This is a genomic window from Kaistella flava (ex Peng et al. 2021) (genome assembly GCF_015191005.1).
GTDB lineage: Bacteria > Bacteroidota > Bacteroidia > Flavobacteriales > Weeksellaceae > Kaistella > Kaistella flava.
In genome coordinates, this window is record NZ_CP040442.1 from 2,454,897 (window position 1) to 2,479,176 (window position 24,280).

At 39.0% G+C, this 24,280-nt stretch carries 5 protein-coding genes, 4 tRNA genes, 7 rRNA genes and 1 pseudogene; 5 read left to right on the top strand and 12 right to left on the bottom strand.

All coding sequences use genetic code 11. The annotated features are described in order from the left end of the window. The first annotated feature begins 58 nt into the window (after window positions 1–58). The 4 genes and pseudogenes from Q73A0000_RS10895 (at window position 59) to Q73A0000_RS10910 (ending at window position 6,753) form a co-directional block, all read left to right on the top strand. Window positions 59–1,723 carry a sodium:solute symporter gene (locus Q73A0000_RS10895; RefSeq protein ID WP_193810986.1) on the top strand — a complete coding sequence of 555 codons (1,665 nt, stop codon included), beginning with the start codon at window positions 59–61 and terminating at the stop codon, window positions 1,721–1,723. Between the two features lie 141 nt (window positions 1,724–1,864). Next, complete coding sequence (locus Q73A0000_RS10900) at window positions 1,865–2,260, top strand: (deoxy)nucleoside triphosphate pyrophosphohydrolase (protein ID WP_193810987.1); 396 nt, start codon at window positions 1,865–1,867, stop codon at window positions 2,258–2,260. A gap of 201 nt (window positions 2,261–2,461) precedes the next feature. Further along, a pseudogene (locus tag Q73A0000_RS10905) lies at window positions 2,462–3,441 on the top strand (IS30 family transposase). A 105-nt stretch (window positions 3,442–3,546) separates the two neighbouring features. Continuing rightward, window positions 3,547–6,753, top strand: a complete 3,207-nt coding sequence (locus Q73A0000_RS10910) for a DUF3427 domain-containing protein (RefSeq protein ID WP_244140853.1) — start codon at window positions 3,547–3,549, stop codon at window positions 6,751–6,753. A 127-nt stretch (window positions 6,754–6,880) separates the two neighbouring features. Here the strand turns inward: Q73A0000_RS10910 and Q73A0000_RS10915 are convergent, their stop codons facing one another. Next, window positions 6,881–7,729, bottom strand: coding sequence for a DUF2911 domain-containing protein (locus tag Q73A0000_RS10915; RefSeq protein ID WP_193810988.1), 849 nt, complete (start codon window positions 7,727–7,729; stop codon window positions 6,881–6,883). Window positions 7,730–8,260: 531 nt separating this feature from the next. On the opposite strand from Q73A0000_RS10915, the gene Q73A0000_RS10920 reads away from it, so the two are divergent. Continuing rightward, window positions 8,261–9,808, top strand: a complete 1,548-nt coding sequence (locus Q73A0000_RS10920) for an IS1182 family transposase (protein ID WP_193813707.1) — start codon at window positions 8,261–8,263, stop codon at window positions 9,806–9,808. A gap of 115 nt (window positions 9,809–9,923) precedes the next feature. On the opposite strand, the gene rrf (Q73A0000_RS10925) is transcribed toward Q73A0000_RS10920, so the two are convergent. The 11 genes from rrf (Q73A0000_RS10925) to rrf (Q73A0000_RS10975) all read right to left on the bottom strand — a co-directional run bounded on the left by rrf (Q73A0000_RS10925) (window position 9,924) and on the right by rrf (Q73A0000_RS10975) (window position 24,173). Continuing rightward, window positions 9,924–10,031, bottom strand: a 5S ribosomal RNA gene (gene rrf / locus Q73A0000_RS10925). A 183-nt stretch (window positions 10,032–10,214) separates the two neighbouring features. Next, window positions 10,215–12,975, bottom strand: a 23S ribosomal RNA gene (locus tag Q73A0000_RS10930). A gap of 374 nt (window positions 12,976–13,349) precedes the next feature. Beyond that, a tRNA-Ala gene (locus Q73A0000_RS10935) sits at window positions 13,350–13,423 on the bottom strand. A gap of 94 nt (window positions 13,424–13,517) precedes the next feature. Then, window positions 13,518–13,591 (bottom strand) — tRNA-Ile (locus Q73A0000_RS10940). 203 nt (window positions 13,592–13,794) lie between these two features. Continuing rightward, window positions 13,795–15,310: ribosomal RNA gene (locus Q73A0000_RS10945) — 16S ribosomal RNA — on the bottom strand. A gap of 1,769 nt (window positions 15,311–17,079) precedes the next feature. Continuing rightward, a 5S ribosomal RNA gene (gene rrf, locus Q73A0000_RS10950) occupies window positions 17,080–17,187 on the bottom strand. 183 nt (window positions 17,188–17,370) lie between these two features. Continuing rightward, window positions 17,371–20,131, bottom strand: a 23S ribosomal RNA gene (locus Q73A0000_RS10955). A 350-nt stretch (window positions 20,132–20,481) separates the two neighbouring features. Further along, window positions 20,482–20,555: transfer RNA gene (locus Q73A0000_RS10960), tRNA-Ala, on the bottom strand. Between the two features lie 93 nt (window positions 20,556–20,648). Then, a tRNA-Ile gene (locus tag Q73A0000_RS10965) sits at window positions 20,649–20,722 on the bottom strand. A 209-nt stretch (window positions 20,723–20,931) separates the two neighbouring features. Continuing rightward, a 16S ribosomal RNA gene (locus Q73A0000_RS10970) occupies window positions 20,932–22,448 on the bottom strand. Window positions 22,449–24,065: 1,617 nt separating this feature from the next. Further along, a 5S ribosomal RNA gene (gene rrf, locus Q73A0000_RS10975) occupies window positions 24,066–24,173 on the bottom strand. Together the 16S, 23S and 5S rRNA genes with 4 tRNA genes alongside form the textbook arrangement of a ribosomal RNA operon. Between the last annotated feature and the right edge of the window lie 107 nt (window positions 24,174–24,280).

The window sequence follows — 24,280 nt, forward strand, 5'->3', positions numbered from 1 at the left end:
TCTTGGCCGTCACGGTTTTAATGATTGTTGCCATGTTACTCTTTCAAAACTATTATAAATGAAGAATTTAGATTGGCTGGTTTTAATTTTCGTGCTGTTATTCATCGTAATTTACGGGATTTATAAATCCAAAAAAGTAAAAACATCGGAATCATTTTTAGGCGGAAAAACCAATCCGTGGTGGATGGTTGGGTTGTCGATTATGGCGACACAAGCGAGTGCCATTACGTTTTTATCAACACCCGGACAAGCCTATCATGACGGTTTGGGATTCGTGCAGTTTTATTTTGGGTTGCCGATTGCGATGGTGATTCTCTGCGTTTGGGTCCTTCCGAAATTTTTCAAAATGAACGTTTTAACAGCGTATGAATATTTAGAAAAACGATTCGGACTTTCTACCAGGATTTTAACAGCAATTCTATTTTTAATTCAAAGAGGTTTGGCAGCAGGGATTACGATTTTTGCTCCGGCCATTATTCTATCCACTATTTTAGGTTGGAATCTGATCTTAACCAATATCGTGATCGGAAGTCTGGTGACGATTTATACTTTAGTTGGTGGTACCGAAGCCGTAAGTCAGACGCAAAAACAACAGATGTTTGTGATCTTCATTGGGATGTTTTTGGCCTTTTTTCTCATCGTGCAAAAATTACCTTTGGATTTAAATGATGCACTCCTCTACTCCGGAAAAATGGGGAAACTCAATGCTGTAAGTTTTGAATTTAATTTGAACAACCGCTATAATATTTGGTCTGCATTTTTGGGTGGAACGTTTTTGTTTCTGAGTTATTTCGGTACCGATCAAAGTCAGGTGCAAAGATATCTCACCGGAAAAAGTTTGAAGGAAGCAAGACTTGGATTGCTTTTCAACGGCTTATTCAAAATCCCAATGCAATTCTTTATTCTATTTATTGGAGTTATGGTTTTCGTTTTTTTCCAGTTTGAAAAGACACCTTTAAATTTTAATCCACTTTCACAATCCCTTAAAAACAATACAGAATATCAAGCCTTGAATTCTGATTACGATCAAATTCACGAAGAGAAAAAACAAAAAATCATCGCCTGGAAAACCGATCATTCCGAAAAAGTAATGTCGGAACTGAAAGATCTTCAGGCAAAAGAAGTCGTCATCAGAGAAGATGTAAAAAAATTAATCAATAAAGAAGCGCCGGATATTGAATCGAATGATAAGGATTATGTGTTCATTTACTATATCCTCAATTATTTACCAACCGGAATTGTCGGATTATTGATCGCAGTTATTCTCTCTGCAGCGATGAGTTCTACTTCTTCAGAACTGAATGCTTTGGCCACAACCACGGTCGTCGATATCTATAAAAGAAATTTCGCTCCCAATATTTCAGAGAAAAAATATTTGAATGCTTCCAGATTGTTCACCTTAATGTGGGGAATGGTCGCCATTTTCTTTGCGGTGAATGCGAGTTTGTTTGAAAACTTAATTCAGGCCGTGAACATTATTGGTTCCTTATTCTATGGAGTTATTCTCGGCGTATTTGCCATCGCCTTTCTCTTTCCAAAAATAGGTGGCAAAGCTACCATGTGGAGTATTTTAATAGTAGAACCTGTGATTATTTTACTTTACTTTTTAGATGTAAAAGAGGTTATTGAACTGGAGTTTTTGTGGCTGAATCCTATTGGGTGTTTGTTGATGATTGGGGTTGCGAGTTTGTTGGAGGGAGTTATGAACAAAGTGAAGGTATAATTTCTCCAAAATTGGTTAAGCTATCTTAACTTAATTATGAAATTAGAAATTGCTTCCTTATCTTGCAGTCTTTACAGCTTATTGTATTAAATAGGCGAATCATTTTTATAAAAATTTAGTTTAAAAAAATAGAAGTTTTAAATGAAAAAAGTTGAAGTAGTTGCTGCGATAATATATTTTGAAAATAAAATTTTATGTGTTCAACGAGCTAAAAATAAATTGCCATATATCTCTGAAAAATTTGAATTCCCTGGTGGAAAAATTGAAAAGGGAGAAACTAAAAAGGATGCTTTAAAACGCGAATTATTAGAAGAGTTAAATGTTGAAGCAAATATAAAATCATTATTTCTAACCGTCGTACATCAATATCCAGATTTTGAATTAACAATGCACAGTTTCATTTGTGAGGTTGCTTCAAAAGATATTACACTACACGAACATATTTCGCAGGAGTGGTTATCATTAACTGAGCTTCGCAAACTTGATTGGGCAGCAGCTGATATTCCAATCGTAGATAAATTAGTGATGAATGGATAAACTGACTGAAATTTTTAATTCTAGTTTACAAACTGGTTATGTAGATAAAAAGGTTTTATCTAATATAGCTTACATTCAATTAATAAATGCAACGGTTAATAAAAGACTGCTGGGATAGCTTCTGTTCCTAGGAACAGAAGCTATCCCAGCAGTCGGCGAAAAATTTCATCTTATCTTTGGGTTGCAAAACTCTAAAAACAGATGGCTCATTTAACGTTGGAACAAAGATACCAAATAGAAACTTATAGAAGTACTGGAATCAGCATTTCTGAAATAGCCAACTTTGTAGGCAAAGACAAAAGTGTAATTTCCAGAGAAATCAAGCGAAATGCGGATCAAAGAAGTGGGACATACAAAGCAAAATTAGCCGATAAAAAGGCTCAAAATAGGCATCAAATAAAAAGGAAAAAATGCTCATTAACAGCAGAGATAGAAGTGAATATTTTGTGTTATTTGATTAAGGATTATAGCCCAGAACAGATCGTGGGTAGATCTAAAGTTGATAAGGTAAGTATGGTATCTGGTGAAAGAATTTACCAATACATTTGGGAAGATAAACGCAGAGGAGGTAAATTGTATCGGCATCTTCGAACCCAGGGAAAGAAGTATAAAAAAAGAGGTCATTTAAAAGACAAAAGAGGTCTTATTGTTGGTAGAGTGGACATTAGTCAGCGCCCTTCAATAGTTGAAAAGAAGAATAGATTAGGAGATTTAGAAATAGATTTGGTCATAGGAAAGATCACAAAGGAGCCTTACTAACTATTAATGACAGAGCCTCTGGTGTACTATTTATGGGAAAAGTAGGTAGTAAAGAAGCTGCTGAAATTGAGAAGAAAACCATCGAGTTATTACAAGATTGGAAACCTCTGATCAAAACTATAACCTCTGACAATGGAAAAGAATTTGCAAATCATCAAGCGATAGCAGAAGCACTCAATATAAGCTACTATTTTGCCAAACCATACCACAGTTGGGAAAGAGGAGCGAATGAAAATTTGAATGGATTAATAAGACAATATTTTCCTAAAAAGCATAACTTTGAAAATATCACAAAAGAACAAATACAAGATGTAACTTATATTTTAAACAATAGACCTAGGAAAAGATTTGGGTACAAAACGCCCAATGAAATATTTGCCGAACAACTAAATAATTTTGATCATGTTGCATTTATTACTTGAATCCACCTAGCATATCAACCTGAGTTACTTGTTAATCAAAAAAGTCCTCCAAAAAAAGTTTTATCGGCAATTCTGCACGAGCTAGAAAATTGCAGTGAGTTTTATATTTCAGTAGCATTTGTTACCACAAGCGGCGTTGCGACAATAATTAACAAATTAAAGGAATTAGAAAACCGTGAAATAAAAGGAAAAATTTTAGTTTCACAATACTTAAATTTCACTCAACCAGAAGCACTAAAAAGATTATCTCAATTCAAAAATATCGATTTAAGAATTGCGACAACAGGAAATGCTCATGCAAAAGGATACATCTTTAAAAATAAACAGCATTTCAATTTAATTGTCGGAAGCAGCAATTTAACTGCGCAAGCTTTGTCAACAAACAAAGAATGGAATATAAAAGTTTCTGCTTTAGATGAAAGTGGACTTGTTGAAAAAGTACTTACTGAATTCCATTCAGATTTTGAAAAAGCAACACTTGTAACAAAAGAGTATATTTTGTCGTACGAGGAAATATATCAAAATCAATTTATTTTAAACGAAGCAAAAAGATTTGAAACCATTATTGAATCTTCGCCTGTTGTAAATCCTAATACAATGCAAATTGAGGCATTGGAAAATTTAAAAAATTTACGAAAAGACAATAAAAATAAAGCGTTAATAGTTTCCGCGACAGGAACAGGAAAAACTTATTTATCAGCTTTTGATGCGAAGGCTTTCAATCCAAAAAAATTATTATTTGTAGTTCATAGATTAACTATTGCAAAAGATTCTCTAAATACATTTCAAAAAGTTTTCGGGAATAGTAAAACAATGGGATTATATTCTGGCGAAAAGAGAGAATTAAATTGTGACTTCGTGTTTTCAACAATTCAGACAATATCAAAATCTGAACATTTAGAAAATTTCACAAAAGATCATTTTGATTATATAATTATTGACGAAACTCATAGATCAGGGGCAGATTCATATCTACGTCTTTTAGATTACTTTGAACCAAAGTTTCTTTTAGGAATGACCGCGACTCCTGAAAGATCAGATGGTAATGATATTTTTAAATTATTCGACCATAATATTGCTTACGAAATAAGACTTAATAGAGCAATGGAAGAAGAAATGCTTTGTCCGTTTCATTATTATGGTGTTACTGATTTATTAATAGATGACACCACAATTGATAATAAATCCGATTTTAATCTTTTAATTTCTACGGAGAGAATTAATAGAATTGTTGAGCAGGCAAAATTTTACGGAAGTGATAATGGTATCACTCGAGGTTTAATATTTTGTTCAAGAAAAAAAGAGGCGATTGAACTATCTGATTTATTTAACTTAAAAGGTTATAAAACAATTGCTTTAACCGGAGATAGTTCAGAAGAAGAAAGAGCAGAATCGATTGAACTATTAGAATCTGACAATTTAACTGAGAAGTTAGACTATATTTTCACAGTAGATATTTTCAATGAAGGTATTGATATTCCAAAAATTAATCAGATTATCATGCTTCGTCCGACTGAATCTGCAATTATATTCATTCAGCAACTAGGGAGAGGATTACGAAAAGTTGATGGGAAAGGATATTTAACTGTTATAGATTTTATTGGTAACTACGAAAATAATTATTTGATACCAGTTGCTTTGTATGGTGATACTTCATACAATAAAGACTCTTTAAGAAAATTGATTACAGAGGGAAGCAGGATGATTCCCGGTTCTTCAACAATTAATTTTGATGAAATAACGAAAGAAAGAATATTTCAATCTATAGATTCAGCCAATATGCAATTATTAGCTGATTTGAAAAAAGATTATAATCTTTTAAAATTCAAGTTGGGAAGAATTCCAATGATGATGGATTTTATAGAACATGGTTCTAGAGATCCTTTTTTATATGTGAATTATTCAGGTTCTTATTATAACTTCATCGTTAAAGTTGATAAAGATTACAATTCTTCATTATCACCACAACAAGTAAAACTTTTAGAACTTTTTTCAAGAGAGATAAACAATTCTAAAAGAGTTGAAGAAAGTTATATTTTAAGAGAGCTTTTATTAAATAACAAACTTACTATATCAGCATTTAAAAATGCTATTTACAAGTCGTACAATTATAATGTACCGCAAGAAACCATAGAATCATGTATTGAGAATTTAAACTTTCTATTTATCAGGAAGAATGAGAAAATAATTTACTTACATGATGATACTTTCTATTTTCACAAAGAGTTTTTAGCAACGTTAGAAGATAAAACGTTTAAAGCTTTTTTATTAGATTCTGTAAATTATTCCATTATTACTTTTGAAAAATTATATAAAGAAGAATATTATAAAAATGGGTTAATCCTTTATAATAAATATAGTAGAAAAGATGTGTGTCGATTATTGAATTGGGAAAAAGATATTAGTAGCACTGTTTATGGTTATAGAACAAAATCGGGATCTACACCATGTTTTGTTACATATCATAAATCTGATGAAATAGAAAGTACGATCAAATATAATGATCATTTTATAAATCCTTCAACTTTTGCATGGGAATCTAGATCAAACAGAAGAATTCAAAGTAATGAAATTAAAGATGTAATTAATTCTAAACGTATTCTACTATTTGTGAAAAAGGAAGACGGAGAAGGAACTGATTTTTATTATATGGGAGATGTTTCTATAGTGCCAGATTCGATTGAGCAAAGTTATATGCAGAATACTAATTCGCCAGTTGTCCATTTTAAATTTCAGCTCGAGCAACCTGTAGTAGATAGTATTTATAATTATATAACGACTGATAAAAAATTAAAGCTAAGTGAAGAAAACAGTATAGTTGAAACAGAAGCGGTCGTATTAGATGATGAAAAAGATTCGAAAAACAAAATCCCTTTATACAATTTTTACGCTGCTGCAGGAACCTTTAGTGAAATGCAATCAGAAAAAGATTTCACTTTAATTGAAGGTCCAGAAAATATCAATAAAAACAATAATTACTTTGCTTGTAAAATCGTTGGCGATTCAATGAATAGAGTAATTCCAAATGGTTCAATATGTCTATTTAAAACTGATAGCGGCGGAAGTAGAAATGGGAAAATTGTTTTGGTAGAGAATAGAAATATTCAAGATCAAGATTTTAATTCTGCTTTTACAATTAAAACATATTCTAGCGAAAAAACAGTTTCTGCAGAAGGTTGGAAACATGATTCAATTATTTTGCGACCAAATTCTTTCGATGATTCTTATAAAAACATCATTATTAATGAAGAAAACGGAGAAGGAATGAGAATAGTAGGAGAGTTCGTTTCAATACTTGTAAATGATAAATAAGGTCTGTAGCATTTAGAGAATAATACTTTCAGTTAATCTATTTTGTATAGATCAAATTAAAAAATGTCATAACTTAAAAAAGGGCCCCAAAATTTGGAGCCCTTTGTTATTTTATAAAACCTAAATTTTACTTCTTACTCCACTTCGCAATATTATCCGCATTCATTTTCACATAATCATCATTGCTCGCTTTCTTTGCCAACTCCATTGATCTCTTGGCGGTTTCGATCGCCTCTTTCTTCATTCCATTTGCGGCTTGAATCTCAGCTTTCAACTTCAACATATAAAAAACATCCGGTTGCATTTCATTTGCCTTCGTAGCATATTCCAGGGCCTTTTTTAAATCCATCTTCTCTTGGAAATAATAACCTGCCGCCTGATTATAATCAGAAGCCTTCGCTTCCTTTTTACCCAAAGTAGCATTAATCGACTCCAACACCTCCTTCTTCGAATCCATAACAATCGGAATTTTCACCATCGTATTCTCCCAACTTAAAATCAAATTCGCTCTATCAGTCTTCAGATCATTAAAACCGATTGAAAAAGTTTCTACAAACAATGGATTTTTCTCCGCTTTCACTTTCGTTCTGGCCACAATTTCCTCCGCTTTCAATTCTTTCGGCGCGCCCCACTGTTCCGTATCTTTATAAAGAACGATTTCCCACTCGTTAGCCGAAGGAATAGTATATAAAGCATATTTCCCTGCCGGAACTTTAATCCCATTAAAACTCGCCTCATTCCCAAAGGTGATATCTGTAGAACCATTCGCCCCAGTTCTCCAAACCACATCCATCGGCACCAAATTCCCAAAAACCTTACGCTCATTCGCAGAAGGTCGCGAATACTCAACGCTAACTTCCGAAAGTCCTATCGTTTGTTTTACGGTCGCAGACGGGCTAGGTTGTGGCGTTTTCACTTGTGCGTAGCCGATTGCAAATACTCCCACTAGAAATAGAGATAAGAAATTTTTCTTCATTATTTTTTAATTTAATATTTTTTAGTAATCTCTAAATCTACTCCAATTTTTAATCAATTACAAGAAAAGCATGAAGTGATAATTAAGAAGAAATTCAATAATTAATTTCTCCATAAGGAGCAACAAAACTTTCGCTTCTTACAAAACCAGTCCGGCTGTCCGCTCTATCTTTTTTGCTTACCACCTTCCAGTTTAAAAATAAAAACTTCGCTAAGCAAAAAAGGATGCCGCTCCCATCCGGGCTACAATTTCGCTTGGTTTTCTTTTACAAAGGGAAATGAGTAGTATATAACTAGGATTTCCACTCTTGAGTCGGGTAGTGTATATTTCTCTTGCGTATTAACTCTTATATCATGCATCTATTTATCTTTCAGTATATTATCTCTAGTCTACTGTCTTTTCTCTCTAGTCTATTTCTCTGGCTTTTGGTCACAAAAAAGAAGCCGTCTCAAAACTGAGGCGGTTTTTTTGTGATTTGTTTTGGAAATCATTGTTTATTTTATGGTTGTTTTGTATCTTTAAGTATTGATAATCAATGATATGAATATTAAGTTTAAAGATTATAACCAACAGCAAAACTGGTTATTTCCACCATCAATCGAGGAGTTGATTCCAGAAAGTCATCCAGTTCGGATCGTTAATGGGATTATTGAGCAACTTGATCTGAGATTGCTCATTGAAGAGTATAGTAAAGATGGCAAACCCAGCTTTCATCCCAAGATGATGCTCAAGGTAATGGTTTACGCTTATATGGATAATATTTATTCTAGCAGGAAGATCGAAAAAGCGATGCGGGAGAATATTAATTTTATGTGGTTGTCCGCTCAACAGGTCGCAGACTATAACACTATTGCACATTTTCAGAGCAAGAAACTCAAGACTATTTTTAAAGATATTTTTAAACAGGTCGTCCTGTTATTATCAGAGGAAGGACTCGTTAGCTTGAAAGAAGTTTTTACCGATGGAACCAAGATAGAGTCTATTGCCGGGAGATATACTTTCGTTTGGGGCAATGCCATTAAAACCAGAAAAGAAAAGATGGCAGAACAACTTGAACAAATGTGGAACTATGCCCAAAGCATTGCTGATGAAGAAGACAGCGATCCTACACCACCGGAGTTTAAAACAATCGATAAAGATAAAATAGAGAAGACCACCAAGAAAATAGAAGAGATCATCAGCAAAAATCCGAATACTTCTACTAAAGCAAAGGCAAAATTAAGATACATTCAAAAGAATTTTTCTCAGAACCTGGATAAGTACGAGCAGCAGGAAAAAGTTTTGGCAGGACGTGGCAATTACAGTAAGACCGATCCCGATGCCACATTTATGCGCATGAAAGATGATCATATGCAGAAAGGGCAACTTAAACCCGCTTACAATGTTCAAATAAGTTCCGAATTGCAGTTCATCATTCATTATACTTTACACCAAAACACCAATGATTTAAATACGCTTAAACTACACCTCAATACTTTTGAAGAACTTTATCAGTTTTTGCCGAAAGAACTTACTGCTGACGCAGGCTATGGCAGTGAAGAGAATTATGATTTTCTGGAAGAGAAAAATATAGAAACCTTCGTAAAATACAACACCTTCGATAAGGAACAGGGTATTTTAAAATCGAAAAGAAAAAAAATCAACGAAGACTTTCACCGCGATAAACTTTATTACAACGAAGAGAAAGATCAGTATATCTGTCCGATGGGGCAACCGATGAACAAAATATATTCTAAAAACCGAAAAACCAAAAGTGGTTATGCTCAGACAAGTTCACTGTACCAGGCTCAAAACTGCAATGATTGTCAGCTGCGAGGGACTTGCCACAAAGCGCAGGGAAACAGAATAATAGAACGGAACCAAAATTTAGAACGGCATAAGGACAGAGTTCGGGAAAATCTCTTAAGTGAAGTAGGTGAAATAAAACGCAGACAACGGACTGCCGATGTCGAACCTGTCTTTGCACATATCAAATCCAACCGGAACTTCAAGCGTTTTACGCACACCGGAATAGAAAAAGTGGAATTAGAGTTCGGATTACACGCTTTAGCACACAATCTAAGAAAGAAAAGTGCTTAACAAAAGCATCTTTTTGCCCTAATGTGCAAAAATCACAAATAATCAAAATTTAACACCTTACAAATGAAAATAAAAAAACCGTCTCAAATTGTATTTTGAGACGGCTTCTTAAAAAAACTGGCGGCGACCTACTCTCCCGCGTTAGCAGTACCATCGGCGCTAGAGGGCTTAACTTCTGTGTTCGGAATGGGAACAGGTGAGCCCCTCTGCTAAAACCACCCTAAAGGTTGTTTTGTACAAAAGGATGTACAGTATATGTATTTTAAATAGATTAGAGATTTATAGATTGGAGACACGAGACACATCGTCTCTTATCTCTTGTCTTTAAATCTTCTGTCTGATTTAAAAAATCGATAAAAATTATCACAAAGAGCAAACCTTGTTGCACTGTCGAGTACCTTAATTAGGCAATAAATCTACGGGTAATTAGTACTACTCGGCTATGACATTACTGCCTTTACACCTATAGCCTATCAACGTTGTCATCTCCAACGACCCTTAAAAGATGTCTCATCTTGAGGCAGGTTTCGCACTTATATGCTTTCAGTGCTTATCCTTTCCAAACGTAGCTACTCAGCGGTGCTCCTGGCGGAACAACTGATACACCAGAGGTTTGTTCAAATCGGTCCTCTCGTACTAGATTCAAGCCCTCTCAAACATCTAACGCCCGCAATAGATAGAGACCGAACTGTCTCACGACGTTCTGAACCCAGCTCGCGTGCCACTTTAATGGGCGAACAGCCCAACCCTTGGGACCTTCTCCAGCCCCAGGATGTGACGAGCCGACATCGAGGTGCCGAACCTCCCCGTCGATATGAGCTCTTGGGGGAGACTAGCCTGTTATCCCCGGAGTACCTTTTATCCTATGAGCGATGGCCCTTCCATACGGAACCACCGGATCACTATGTCCTGCTTTCGCACCTGATCGACTTGTAGGTCTCACAGTCAAGCACCCTTATGCCATTACACTCTACGCACGGTTACCAAGCGTGCTGAGGGTACCTTTGAAAGCCTCCGTTACTCTTTTGGAGGCGACCACCCCAGTCAAACTACCCACCACGCACTGTCCTTCCGTTAGGAAGTTAGGCTCCAAATAAACAAAGGGTGGTATTTCAACGTTGACTCCACTGACACTAGCGTGCCCGCTTCAAAGTCTCCCACCTATCCTACACATTGTTTATTCAAAGTCAATACGAAGTTATAGTAAAGGTTCACAGGGTCTTTTCGTCCCATTGCGGGTACTCGGCATCTTCACCGAGACTACAATTTCACAGAGCTCATGGTTGAGACAGTGCCCAGATCGTTACACCATTCGTGCAGGTCGGAACTTACCCGACAAGGAATTTCGCTACCTTAGGACCGTTATAGTTACGGCCGCCGTTTACTGGGGCTTCAGTTAATTGCTTCGGTTACCCTAACAACCTTCCTTAACCTTCCAGCACCGGGCAGGTGTCAGACCCTATACAGCATCTTTCGATTTAGCAGAGTCCTGTGTTTTGATAAACAGTCGCCTGGGCCTCTTTACTGAGGCCAGCATTGCTGCTGGCGTCCCTTCTTCCGAAGTTACGAGACTATTTTGCCTAGTTCCTTAACCATGATTCACTCTAGCACCTTAGGATTCTCTCCTCGACTACCTGTGTCGGTTTTGGTACGAGTTGCTTCACTTCGGCTTTTCTTGGAAGCACTTTCCCTACAACAACTTCGCCCGAAGGCTAGGTCTTGACTATTCCGTCAGTCTCCAGTAAGTACGGCACTCCGTCCCTTTTAGTGTGAGCAAGTATGGGAATATTAACCCATTATCCATCCACTTCCCTTTCGGGTTCGCGTTAGGTCCCGACTAACCCTCAGCTGATTAGCATGGCTGAGGAAACCTTAGTCTTTCGGTGAGGGGGTTTCTCGCCCCCTTTATCGTTACTTATGCCTACATTTTCTTTTCTGTACGCTCCACAAGGCCTCACGACCCTGCTTCTGTGCAAACAGAATGCTCCCCTACCAGATATAATTCTAAAATTATAAATCCATAGCTTCGGTACTATACTTATGCCCGATTATTATCCATGCCGAACCGCTCGACTAGTGAGCTGTTACGCACTCTTTAAATGAATGGCTGCTTCCAAGCCAACATCCTAGCTGTCAATGCAGTTCAACCGCGTTATTTCAACTTAGTATAGATTTGGGGACCTTAGCTGTTGGTCCGGGTTCTTTCCCTCTCGGACATGGACCTTAGCACCCATGCCCTCACTGCTGCGAAACATTTATTAGCATTCGGAGTTTGTCAGGAATTGGTAGGATTTGACTCCCCCGCATCCAATCAGTAGCTCTACCTCTAATAAACTTGTCGCAACGCTGCACCTAAATGCATTTCGGGGAGTACGAGCTATCTCCCAGTTTGATTGGCCTTTCACCCCTACCCACAAGTCATCCGAAGACTTTTCAACGTCAACCGGTTCGGTCCTCCACTTTGTGTTACCAAAGCTTCAACCTGCCCATGGGTAGATCACAAGGTTTCGCGTCTAATACTACTAACTAAGCGCCCTATTCAGACTCGCTTTCGCTCCGCCTCCGTACCTGAAGTACTTAAGCTCGCTAGTAAAATTAACTCGTAGGCTCATTATGCAAAAGGCACGCCGTCACCCAACTTGTGGGCTCCGACCGCTTGTAGGCGTACGGTTTCAGGTTCTCTTTCACCCTTCTATTCGAAGTGCTTTTCACCTTTCCTTCACAGTACTTGTTCACTATCGGTCTTTCAGGAGTATTTAGCCTTGGAGGATGGTCCCCCCATATTCAGACAGGATTTCACGTGTCCCGCCCTACTCATTTATCATCTATGTATGCTTTTCAAATACCGGGCTATCACCGTCTATGGCTGTTCTTTCCAGAACATTCTTCTAAACATATAAAGACTTTTGGGCTAATCCGCGTTCGCTCGCCACTACTTACGGAATCTCTTCGATTTCTTTTCCTCCGGGTACTTAGATGTTTCAGTTCTCCGGGTTTGCTCTCCATATAAATACAGAGTGACTGGTCTTCAACCAGCCGGGTTGCCCCATTCGGACATCTGCGGATCAATTCGTGTGTGCCGATCCCCGCAGCTTTTCGCAGCTTACCACGTCCTTCGTCGCCTCTGAAAGCCTAGGCATCCGCCATACGCCCTTAACGATTTCTTTCCTAATAATATATTAGTTCAGTTTGTTTGTCTAACACCGAAGTGTTAAACTAGTTTTATTTAAACTCGGCACTCGAAAGTGCTCGGTTTTCTCTTTGTGATGTTTTTATCGTTAATGTCAATGATCTTATTTCTTCTTGTCGAACTGATGAACAGAAATTGTTTTTGGCTCTTTCCGTAACTTTTAAATCAGTCTCTCAAAACTGTGAATATATAGGTCTCGATCCTATCCAAACTTCCTGGTTATCCAGTCTGTTCTGCCTCCTCTGGCATAATTCTTTAATCTCTAAATGTAAATATCTTCTGTGCTTGCTTCTTTTAAGAAGCTTGTCGCTACATCTCTGCAACTATTCTCGTTATATCACTATAACTCTGTGGAGAATAAGGGAGTCGAACCCTTGACCTCCTGCGTGCAAGGCAGGCGCTCTAGCCAACTGAGCTAATTCCCCGCTAGTGTGAGACTTAGAGATTCTCAGATGGGAGATTTGAGACTTTTTAATCGTCTATCATCTCTTATCTATTGATCTCCCGTCTTATTATTAGTAGTCTCGGGCAGGCTCGAACTGCCGACCTCTACATTATCAGTGTAGCGCTCTAACCAGCTGAGCTACGAGACTCTCAATGAGTAATGGGTAATTAGTAATATTATTACTGAATTCCTCCCTCATACTCTATCTCCTTCCCTGATTACTAATCCTAGTGGGTATGTTTTTTATAAATATCAACCAAATAAAGAAAAACGAAAAGCTAACTCTGAGCAAGTGCTCTGATACTTGCGTATCGTGTTGTTTGTTTATACTCTCCTAACGAAGAGTCTCAAAAATGAGATGTTCCAGCCGCACCTTCCGGTACGGCTACCTTGTTACGACTTAGCCCTAGTTACTTGTTTTACCCTAGGCAGCTCCTGTTACGGTCACCGACTTCAGGTACCCCAAACTTCCATGGCTTGACGGGCGGTGTGTACAAGGCCCGGGAACGTATTCACCGCGCCATGGCTGATGCGCGATTACTAGCGATTCCAGCTTCATAGAGTCGAGTTGCAGACTCAATCCGAACTGAGACCGGCTTTCGAGATTTGCATCACATCGCTGTGTAGCTGCCCTCTGTACCGGCCATTGTATTACGTGTGTGGCCCAAGACGTAAGGGCCGTGATGATTTGACGTCATCCCCACCTTCCTCTCTACTTGCGTAGGCAGTCTCACTAGAGTCCTCAACTGAATGGTAGCAACTAGTGACAGGGGTTGCGCTCGTTGCAGGACTTAACCTAACACCTCACGGCACGAGCTGACGACAACCATGCAGCACCTTGAAAAATGTCTTGCGAAAGGTCTATTTCTAAACCGGTCATTTCCCATTTAAGTCTTGGTAAGGTTCCTCGCGTATCATCGAATTAAACCACATAATCCACCGCTTGTGCGGGCCCCCGTCAATTCCTTTGAGTTTCATTCTTGCGAACGTACTCCCCAGGTGGCTAACTTATCACTTTCGCTTGGTCTCTGAGACTTGCGCCCCAAAAACGAGTTAGCATCGTTTACGGCGTGGACTACCAGGGTATCTAATCCTGTTCGCTCCCCACGCTTTCGTCCCTCAGCGTCAGTTAAATTATGGTAACCTGCCTTCGCAATTGGTGTTCTAAGTAATATCTATGCATTTCACCGCTACACTACTTATTCCAGCTACCTCTAATTTACTCAAGACCGACAGTATCAACGGCAGTTTCATAGTTAAGCTATGAGATTTCACCACTGACTTATCGGTCCGCCTGCGGACCCTTTAAACCCAATAAATCCGGATAACGCTTGCACCCTCCGTATTACCGCGGCTGCTGGCACGGAGTTAGCCGGTGCTTATTCGTATAGTACCTTCAGCTAGATACACGTATCTAGGTTTATCCCTATACAAAAGAAGTTTACAATCCATAGGACCGTCATCCTTCACGCGGGATGGCTGGATCAGGCTTTCACCCATTGTCCAATATTCCTCACTGCTGCCTCCCGTAGGAGTCTGGTCCGTGTCTCAGTACCAGTGTGGGGGATCTCCCTCTCAGGACCCCTAAAGATCATGGACTTGGTGAGCCGTTACCTCACCAACTATCTAATCTTGCGCGTGCCCATCTCTATCCACCGGAGTTTTCAATATAATCAGATGCCTGTTCATATATTATGGAGTATTAATCTTCCTTTCGAAAGGCTATTCCCCTGATAAAGGTAGGTTGCACACGTGTTACGCACCCGTACGCCGCTCTCTCCTGAATAAATCCAGAATACCGCTCGGCTTGCATGTGTTAGGCCTCCCGCTAGCGTTCATCCTGAGCCAGGATCAAACTCTCCATTGTATGTTTGTCTGACTCACTCAAAGTTATAATCGCTTTTAGTTTTTCCTTACTTTTTTGGTTGTTATTTGTATGTCAATGATCTATTGTTCTTTTCGCGTATATCCAGGAACTCTTTCTGTCGTTGGTCCCGAATTGCGAGTGCAAAAGTATAAAGTTTTTTCTAATTGACCAAATGTTTTTCTTAGAATTTTAAAAGTATTTTAAGTTACCATTAAATCTCCTTTTCTTATCATTCAATTCTCCTCCTACTTCGCTCCCCATCTCTCTCGATTTGGGATTGCAAAGATAAGAAGTTTTTCTTAATTTGCAAGCTTTTATTTTAATAAGTAATAAAAGAAATTTAATCCCTCTATTCTTACTTATATATTAACTCAACTGTTCTACTTCGCTACTCTGTTTTTTAGAGTGGTGCAAATGTAATCCCACTCAATCGATCTCGCAACTTATTACCAATCTATTTTTAAAATGTGCATAAGTAATATTTTAACTTATTGATTAATAATTAAATGTGCATATTTCAGAGTTATCCACATTATCTGATTATACTTTATTTAGGTGCACTAATCTAACACCGCGGTAGGGACCGGAGTAAAAAGACAGCCGTAAGCTTAGGGTTTTGAGGTTGGTAGTTCTTGGCTCGTTATAAAGATGGGGAAGTAAGGGGTAATGAAAGTGCTCTACTTTAGCAGTAAAAAAATAATGTAGAATGTTTGTAAGTATGAAGGAGTCTCCCCAAATAAAATGGAAGATTGCTTAATATAATTGTACGCCGCAATTTTTTGAAGATAAACTAACCGATGAGGACGCTGATAATGTTCTGCAACTAAATCAAAATCTTCTACGGAACAAGCCCGAGTGGTTTACTCCTGGAGAATTTCGGTGAGCAGACCATAGATAATCGCAATTGCTATTGTTGATTTCTAAAAATGACCGGGAATCCTGCCCTAGAAATATTTTAGCTGAGAGGAATTTATTTAATCCTCGAATATAATCGGCTGACCAATTGTCATTGTAAATTTAAAAATTACAAGGCATTTAATCACTAAAAAAGTAATCAAGCATTTGAACATTGTAGTTTAAATTAGCAACTCAATAATTTCATTATATATTATAATATGTTACTAAAAATAATCTTACAGTTTTTAAATAAATTCTCTATTGTAGTTTAATTACAATATATAAAATTACAATCCCTAAGTTTTCTTTTATACTATCTTAAAAGAATTTCAGATTATAAAGAAGTCTCCATTAAATTAATTATTTAAGCTAAAAAATAAGCTACTCTCTATTCTTTTGATATTAAAGATACCAAGCAATTAAAATCAATTAACTTTTATCTTCACCATTCATCATGGTCATATAGGTATCATAATATAATCCTAAAGGTTTGTTCGTTTTCGCAAGTGAAAGAATTATAAAAAAACAATATCATCATTTTAGGTCCGGACCGCAATTACAGATCAATTCAAAACTTAGAGTAAAAGAGAAAATATCTTAGTCTACAAAAACCCTAATCTGAAAAGTTTTCAACATTAGGATCTTGATTAAGGAGTTAAGAAGATTAATGGTTCCTTCGGAAATCATCTGCAAATATCTATATGAGTTAATTCTCATTTTTGTCTCTCATCTATCCGTTTTTTGTCTGTTCATAGTATGTCTTTTAGTCTATTGCATTATTCGTTTGTGTTTATTTCTCTAGCTTTTGGTCACAAAAAAACCTCATACAAATAAATGTATGAGGCTTGTTCTCCGCCGAGGCGGATAAAAAAAACTGGCGGCGACCTACTCTCCCGCGTTAGCAGTACCATCGGCGCTAGAGGGCTTAACTTCTGTGTTCGGAATGGGAACAGGTGAGCCCCTCTGCTAAAACCACCCTAAAGGTTGTTTTGTACAAAAGGATGTACAGTATATGTATTTTAAATAGATTAGAGATTTATAGATTGGAGACACGAGACACATCGTCTCTTATCTCTTGTCTTTAAATCTTCTGTCTGATTTAAAAAATCGATAAAAATTATCACAAAGAGCAAACCTTGTTGCACTGTCGAGTACCTTAATTAGGCAATAAATCTACGGGTAATTAGTACTACTCGGCTATGACATTACTGCCTTTACACCTATAGCCTATCAACGTTGTCATCTCCAACGACCCTTAAAAGATGTCTCATCTTGAGGCAGGTTTCGCACTTATATGCTTTCAGTGCTTATCCTTTCCAAACGTAGCTACTCAGCGGTGCTCCTGGCGGAACAACTGATACACCAGAGGTTTGTTCAAATCGGTCCTCTCGTACTAGATTCAAGCCCTCTCAAACATCTAACGCCCGCAATAGATAGAGACCGAACTGTCTCACGACGTTCTGAACCCAGCTCGCGTGCCACTTTAATGGGCGAACAGCCCAACCCTTGGGACCTTCTCCAGCCCCAGGATGTGACGAGCCGACATCGAGGTGCCGAACCTCCCCGTCGATATGAGCTCTTGGGGGAGACTAGCCTGTTATCCCCGGAGTACCTTTTATCCTATGAGCGATGGCCCTTCCATACGGAACCACCGGATCACTATGTCCTGCTTTCGCACCTGATCGACTTGTAGGTCTCACAGTCAAGCACCCTTATGCCATTACACTCTACGCACGGTTACCAAGCGTGCTGAGGGTACCTTGAAAGCCTCCGTTACTCTTTTGGAGGCGACCACCCCAGTCAAACTACCCACCACGCACTGTCCTTCCGTTAGGAAGTTAGGCTCCAAATAAACAAAGGGTGGTATTTCAACGTTGACTCCACTGACACTAGCGTGCCCGCTTCAAAGTCTCCCACCTATCCTACACATTGTTTATTCAAAGTCAATACGAAGTTATAGTAAAGGTTCACAGGGTCTTTTCGTCCCATTGCGGGTACTCGGCATCTTCACCGAGACTACAATTTCACAGAGCTCATGGTTGAGACAGTGCCCAGATCGTTACACCATTCGTGCAGGTCGGAACTTACCCGACAAGGAATTTCGCTACCTTAGGACCGTTATAGTTACGGCCGCCGTTTACTGGGGCTTCAGTTAATTGCTTCGGTTACCCTAACAACCTTCCTTAACCTTCCAGCACCGGGCAGGTGTCAGACCCTATACAGCATCTTTCGATTTAGCAGAGTCCTGTGTTTTGATAAACAGTCGCCTGGGCCTCTTTACTGAGGCCAGCATTGCTGCTGGCGTCCCTTCTTCCGAAGTTACGAGACTATTTTGCCTAGTTCCTTAACCATGATTCACTCTAGCACCTTAGGATTCTCTCCTCGACTACCTGTGTCGGTTTTGGTACGAGTTGCTTCACTTCGGCTTTTCTTGGAAGCACTTTCCCTACAACAACTTCGCCCGAAGGCTAGGTCTTGACTATTCCGTCAGTCTCCAGTAAGTACGGCACTCCGTCCCCTTTTTAGTGTGAGCAAGTATGGGAATATTAACCCATTATCCATCCACTTCCCTTTCGGGTTCGCGTTAGGTCCCGACTAACCCTCAGCTGATTAGCATGGCTGAGGAAACCTTAGTCTTTCGGTGAGGGGGTTTCTCGCCCCCTTTATCGTTACTTATGCCTACATTTTCTTTTCTGTACGCTCCACAAGGCCTCACGACCCTGCTTCTGTGCAAACAGAATGCTCCCCTACCAGATATAATTCAAAATTATAAATCCATAGCTTCGGTACTATACTTATGCCCGATTATTATCCATGCCGAACCGCTCGACTAGTGAGCTGTTACGCACTCTTTAAATGAATGGCTGCTTCCAAGCCAACATCCTAGCTGTCAATGCAGTTCAACCGCGTTATTTCAACTTAGTATAGATTTGGGGACCTTAGCTGTTGGTCCGGGTTCTTTCCCTCTCGGACATGGACCTTAGCACCCATGCCCTCACTGCTGCGAAACATTTATTAGCATTCGGAGTTTGTCAGGAATTGGTAGGATTTGACTCCCCCGCATCCAATCAGTAGCTCTACCTCTAATAAACTTGTCGCAACGCTGCACCTAAATGCATTTCGGGGAGTACGAGCTATCTCCCAGTTTGATTGGCCTTTCACCCCTACCCACAAGTCATCCGAAGACTTTTCAACGTCAACCGGTTCGGTCCTCCACTTTGTGTTACCAAAGCTTCAACCTGCCCATGGGTAGATCACAAGGTTTCGCGTCTAATACTACTAACTAAGCGCCCTATTCAGACTCGCTTTCGCTCCGCCTCCGTACCTGAAGTACTTAAGCTCGCTAGTAAAATTAACTCGTAGGCTCATTATGCAAAAGGCACGCCGTCACCCAACTTGTGGGCTCCGACCGCTTGTAGGCGTACGGTTTCAGGTTCTCTTTCACCCTTCTATTCGAAGTGCTTTTCACCTTTCCTTCACAGTACTTGTTCACTATCGGTCTTTCAGGAGTATTTAGCCTTGGAGGATGGTCCCCCCATATTCAGACAGGATTTCACGTGTCCCGCCCTACTCATTTATCATCTATGTATGCTTTTCAAATACCGGGCTATCACCGTCTACGGCTGTTCTTTCCAGAACATTCTTCTAAACATATAAAGACTTTTGGGCTAATCCGCGTTCGCTCGCCACTACTTACGGAATCTCTTCGATTTCTTTTCCTCCGGGTACTTAGATGTTTCAGTTCTCCGGGTTTGCTCTCCATATAAATACAGAGTGACTGGTCTTCAACCAGCCGGGTTGCCCCATTCGGACATCTGCGGATCAATTCGTGTGTGCCGATCCCCGCAGCTTTTCGCAGCTTACCACGTCCTTCGTCGCCTCTGAAAGCCTAGGCATCCGCCATACGCCCTTAACGATTTCTTTCCTAATAATATATTAGTTCAGTTTGTTTGTCTAACACCGAAGTGTTAAACTAGTTTTATTTAAACTCGGCACTCGAAAGTGCTCGGTTTTCTCTTTGTGATGTTTTTATCGTTAATGTCAATGATCATGTATCTTATTAATTGTCTAATGAACAGAAATTGTTTTTGGCTCTTTCCGTAACTTTTAAATTAAACGCTTAATACGTGAATAATATAGGCCCCGATCCTATCAAATTGCCTAATTGCTTAGTCAATTCTGCCTCCTAACGGCATAATTCTTAAATCGTAATGTAAATATCTTCTGTTCTTGTTATATCGCTATAACTCTTCTCACTATATCGCTATAGTTTGTGGAGAATAAGGGAGTCGAACCCTTGACCTCCTGCGTGCAAGGCAGGCGCTCTAGCCAACTGAGCTAATTCCCCGCTAGTGTTAGACCTGGAGACTAAAGAATAAAGAGTAAAGACTAATAAATCGTCTTTTATCTTTTTTCTATTATCTTCCCGTCTTATTATTAGTAGTCTCGGGCAGGCTCGAACTGCCGACCTCTACATTATCAGTGTAGCGCTCTAACCAGCTGAGCTACGAGACTCTCAATGAGTAATGGGTTATGAGTAATTTATAATACTATTACAAATACACTCCTTCATACTCTATCTCCTTCCCTGATTACTAATCCTAGTGGGTATGTTTTTTATAAATAGCAACCAAAATAAAGAAAAACTAAACTTAACTCTGAGCAAGTGCTCTGATACTTGCGTATCGTTTGTTTGTTTATACTCTCCTAACGAAGAGTCTCAAAAATGAGATGTTCCAGCCGCACCTTCCGGTACGGCTACCTTGTTACGACTTAGCCCTAGTTACTTGTTTTACCCTAGGCAGCTCCTTTTACGGTCACCGACTTCAGGTACCCCAAACTTCCATGGCTTGACGGGCGGTGTGTACAAGGCCCGGGAACGTATTCACCGCGCCATGGCTGATGCGCGATTACTAGCGATTCCAGCTTCATAGAGTCGAGTTGCAGACTCCAATCCGAACTGAGACCGGCTTTCGAGATTTGCATCACATCGCTGTGTAGCTGCCCTCTGTACCGGCCATTGTATTACGTGTGTGGCCCAAGACGTAAGGGCCGTGATGATTTGACGTCATCCCCACCTTCCTCTCTACTTGCGTAGGCAGTCTCACTAGAGTCCTCAACTGAATGTTAGCAACTAGTGACAGGGGTTGCGCTCGTTGCAGGACTTAACCTAACACCTCACGGCACGAGCTGACGACAACCATGCAGCACCTTGAAAAATGTCTTGCGAAAGGTCTATTTCTAAACCGGTCATTTCCCATTTAAGTCTTGGTAAGGTTCCTCGCGTATCATCGAATTAAACCACATAATCCACCGCTTGTGCGGGCCCCCGTCAATTCCTTTGAGTTTCATTCTTGCGAACGTACTCCCCAGGTGGCTAACTTATCACTTTCGCTTGGTCTCTGAGACTTGCGCCCCAAAAACGAGTTAGCATCGTTTACGGCGTGGACTACCAGGGTATCTAATCCTGTTCGCTCCCCACGCTTTCGTCCCTCAGCGTCAGTTAAATTATGGTAACCTGCCTTCGCAATTGGTGTTCTAAGTAATATCTATGCATTTCACCGCTACACTACTTATTCCAGCTACCTCTAATTTACTCAAGACCGACAGTATCAACGGCAGTTTCATAGTTAAGCTATGAGATTTCACCACTGACTTATCGGTCCGCCTGCGGACCCTTTAAACCCAATAAATCCGGATAACGCTTGCACCCTCCGTATTACCGCGGCTGCTGGCACGGAGTTAGCCGGTGCTTATTCGTATAGTACCTTCAGCTAGATACACGTATCTAGGTTTATCCCTATACAAAAGAAGTTTACAATCCATAGGACCGTCATCCTTCACGCGGGATGGCTGGATCAGGCTTTCACCCATTGTCCAATATTCCTCACTGCTGCCTCCCGTAGGAGTCTGGTCCGTGTCTCAGTACCAGTGTGGGGGATCTCCCTCTCAGGACCCCTAAAGATCATGGACTTGGTGAGCCGTTACCTCACCAACTATCTAATCTTGCGCGTGCCCATCTCTATCCACCGGAGTTTTCAATACAGTCAGATGCCTGATCGTATATTATGGAGTATTAATCTTCCTTTCGAAAGGCTATTCCCCTGATAAAGGTAGGTTGCACACGTGTTACGCACCCGTACGCCGCTCTCTCTATTCCGAAGAATAAATACCGCTCGGCTTGCATGTGTTAGGCCTCCCGCTAGCGTTCATCCTGAGCCAGGATCAAACTCTCCATTGTATGTTTGTCTGACTCACTCAAAGTTATAATCGCTTTTAGTTTTTCCTTACTTTTTTGGTTGTTATTTGTATGTCAATGATCTATTGTTCTTTTCGCGTATATTCAGGAACTCTTTCTGTCGTTGGTCCCGAATTGCGAGTGCAAAAGTATAAAGTTTTTTCTAATTGACCAAATGTTTTTCTTAGAATTTTAAAAGTATTTTAAGTTACCATTAATCTCCTTTTCTTATCATTCAATCTTCTCCTACTTCGCTCCCATCTCTCTCGATTTGGGATTGCAAAGATAAGAAGTTTTTCTTAATTTGCAAGCTTTTATTTTAATAAGTACAAAAGAATGTTAATCCTTCTATTCTTACGTATATATTAACTCTACTGTTCTACTTCGCTACTCCTTTTTTAGAGTGGTGCAAATGTAATCCCACTCAATCGATCTCGCAACTTATTACCAATCTATTTTTAAAATGTGCATAAGTAATATTTTAACTTATTGATTAATAATTAAATGTGTCTATTTCAGAGTTATCCACTTTATCTGATTATACTTTACATAGGCGCATTACACTAACAACGCGGTTGTAACTGAAGTAAAAAGATAGCTGTAAAATTAAGGTTTAGTGCTGAGTAGTTCTTGGCTCGTTATAAAGAAGACATGGAATTGAAACGGAAGTGCTCAAATTTAGCGCTGGGAAAATGATGTAGAAAGCTCCTAAGTATGGAAAGGAAACGCCTAAGGAAAATAGAAGAATAATTAATATAATGGTACGCCGTAATTTTTTGAAGATAAACTAACCGATGAAGGACGCTGATAATGTCTGCAACTAAACCCAAATCTTCTACGAAACAAGCCCGATTGGCTTCTTCCTGGAGAATTTCGGTGAGCAGATAAGATAAGCCTAGTGGTTCATTCGTTTTTGGAAGTAAGAAATTGTAAAAGGTAATATCTTGATCTGTATTTATGGAAGGTTCAGATATCAATTACAAATTAGTTTACAAACCTTACGTAAAAAAGAAAATATCTTAAATCGATAAAAATGCTTCAAACTGAAAAATTTTCAACATTAAGATCTGGATTAAGGAGTTAAGAACATTAAGATATCACTCGGAAATGTAAACTTTAAAACGCTATTAGGTGATTGTGATTGTGATTTAAAAAAAAATAACGGGATTACTGTTTTTTAAAAAGATAAGTCGTTACCAACTTTTAATACGGTAAAGTTTTTACAACTTTTATAATTGATAAAATTAGAGTTGAAATAGGAACTTAAGACTAACAAATGTAGCCTATATTTCCGGCTTATCTTAATCAAGGAATTTCTACACGATCATTTCATTAATTGCTACCTTAAACTCTATGATATTTTCCTCAAGTTTGGAATATGATAATTCATTGATAAACGTTTGATTGATTTTTTATCAATAGATTAACTTAAAATATTGCCTAGTCACCAAGTTTTTACGCTTGATTCCGAAGTTTTGTTTTTGATCATTTCTTTGTCTCGCGTCTATTAGTCTATCATCTATCCGTCTATTATCGTTCGTCTTTTTTAGATTTTGCACACAAAAAAACCTCATACAAATAAATGTATGAGGCTTGTTCTCCGCCGAGGCGGTTTAAAAAAACTGGCGGCGACCTACTCTCCCGCGTTAGCAGTACCATCGGCGCTAGAGGGCTTAACTTCTGTGTTCGGAATGGGAACAGGTGAGCCCCTCTGCTAAAACCACCCTAAAGGTTGTTTTGTACAAAAGGATGTACAGTATATGTATATTAAATAGATTAGAGATTTATAGATTGGAGACACGAGACACATCGTCTCTTATCTCTTGTCTTTAAAT

Bases quoted from the DNA above. Each gene is read 5' to 3' on its own strand.
- Q73A0000_RS10895 (WP_193810986.1), top strand. From the start codon at position 59: ATGAAGAATTTAGATTGGCTGGTTTTAATTTTCGTGCTGTTATTCATC.
- Q73A0000_RS10900 (WP_193810987.1), top strand. From the start codon at position 1,865: ATGAAAAAAGTTGAAGTAGTTGCTGCGATAATATATTTTGAAAATAAA.
- Q73A0000_RS10915 (WP_193810988.1), bottom strand. From the start codon at position 7,729: ATGAAGAAAAATTTCTTATCTCTATTTCTAGTGGGAGTATTTGCAATC.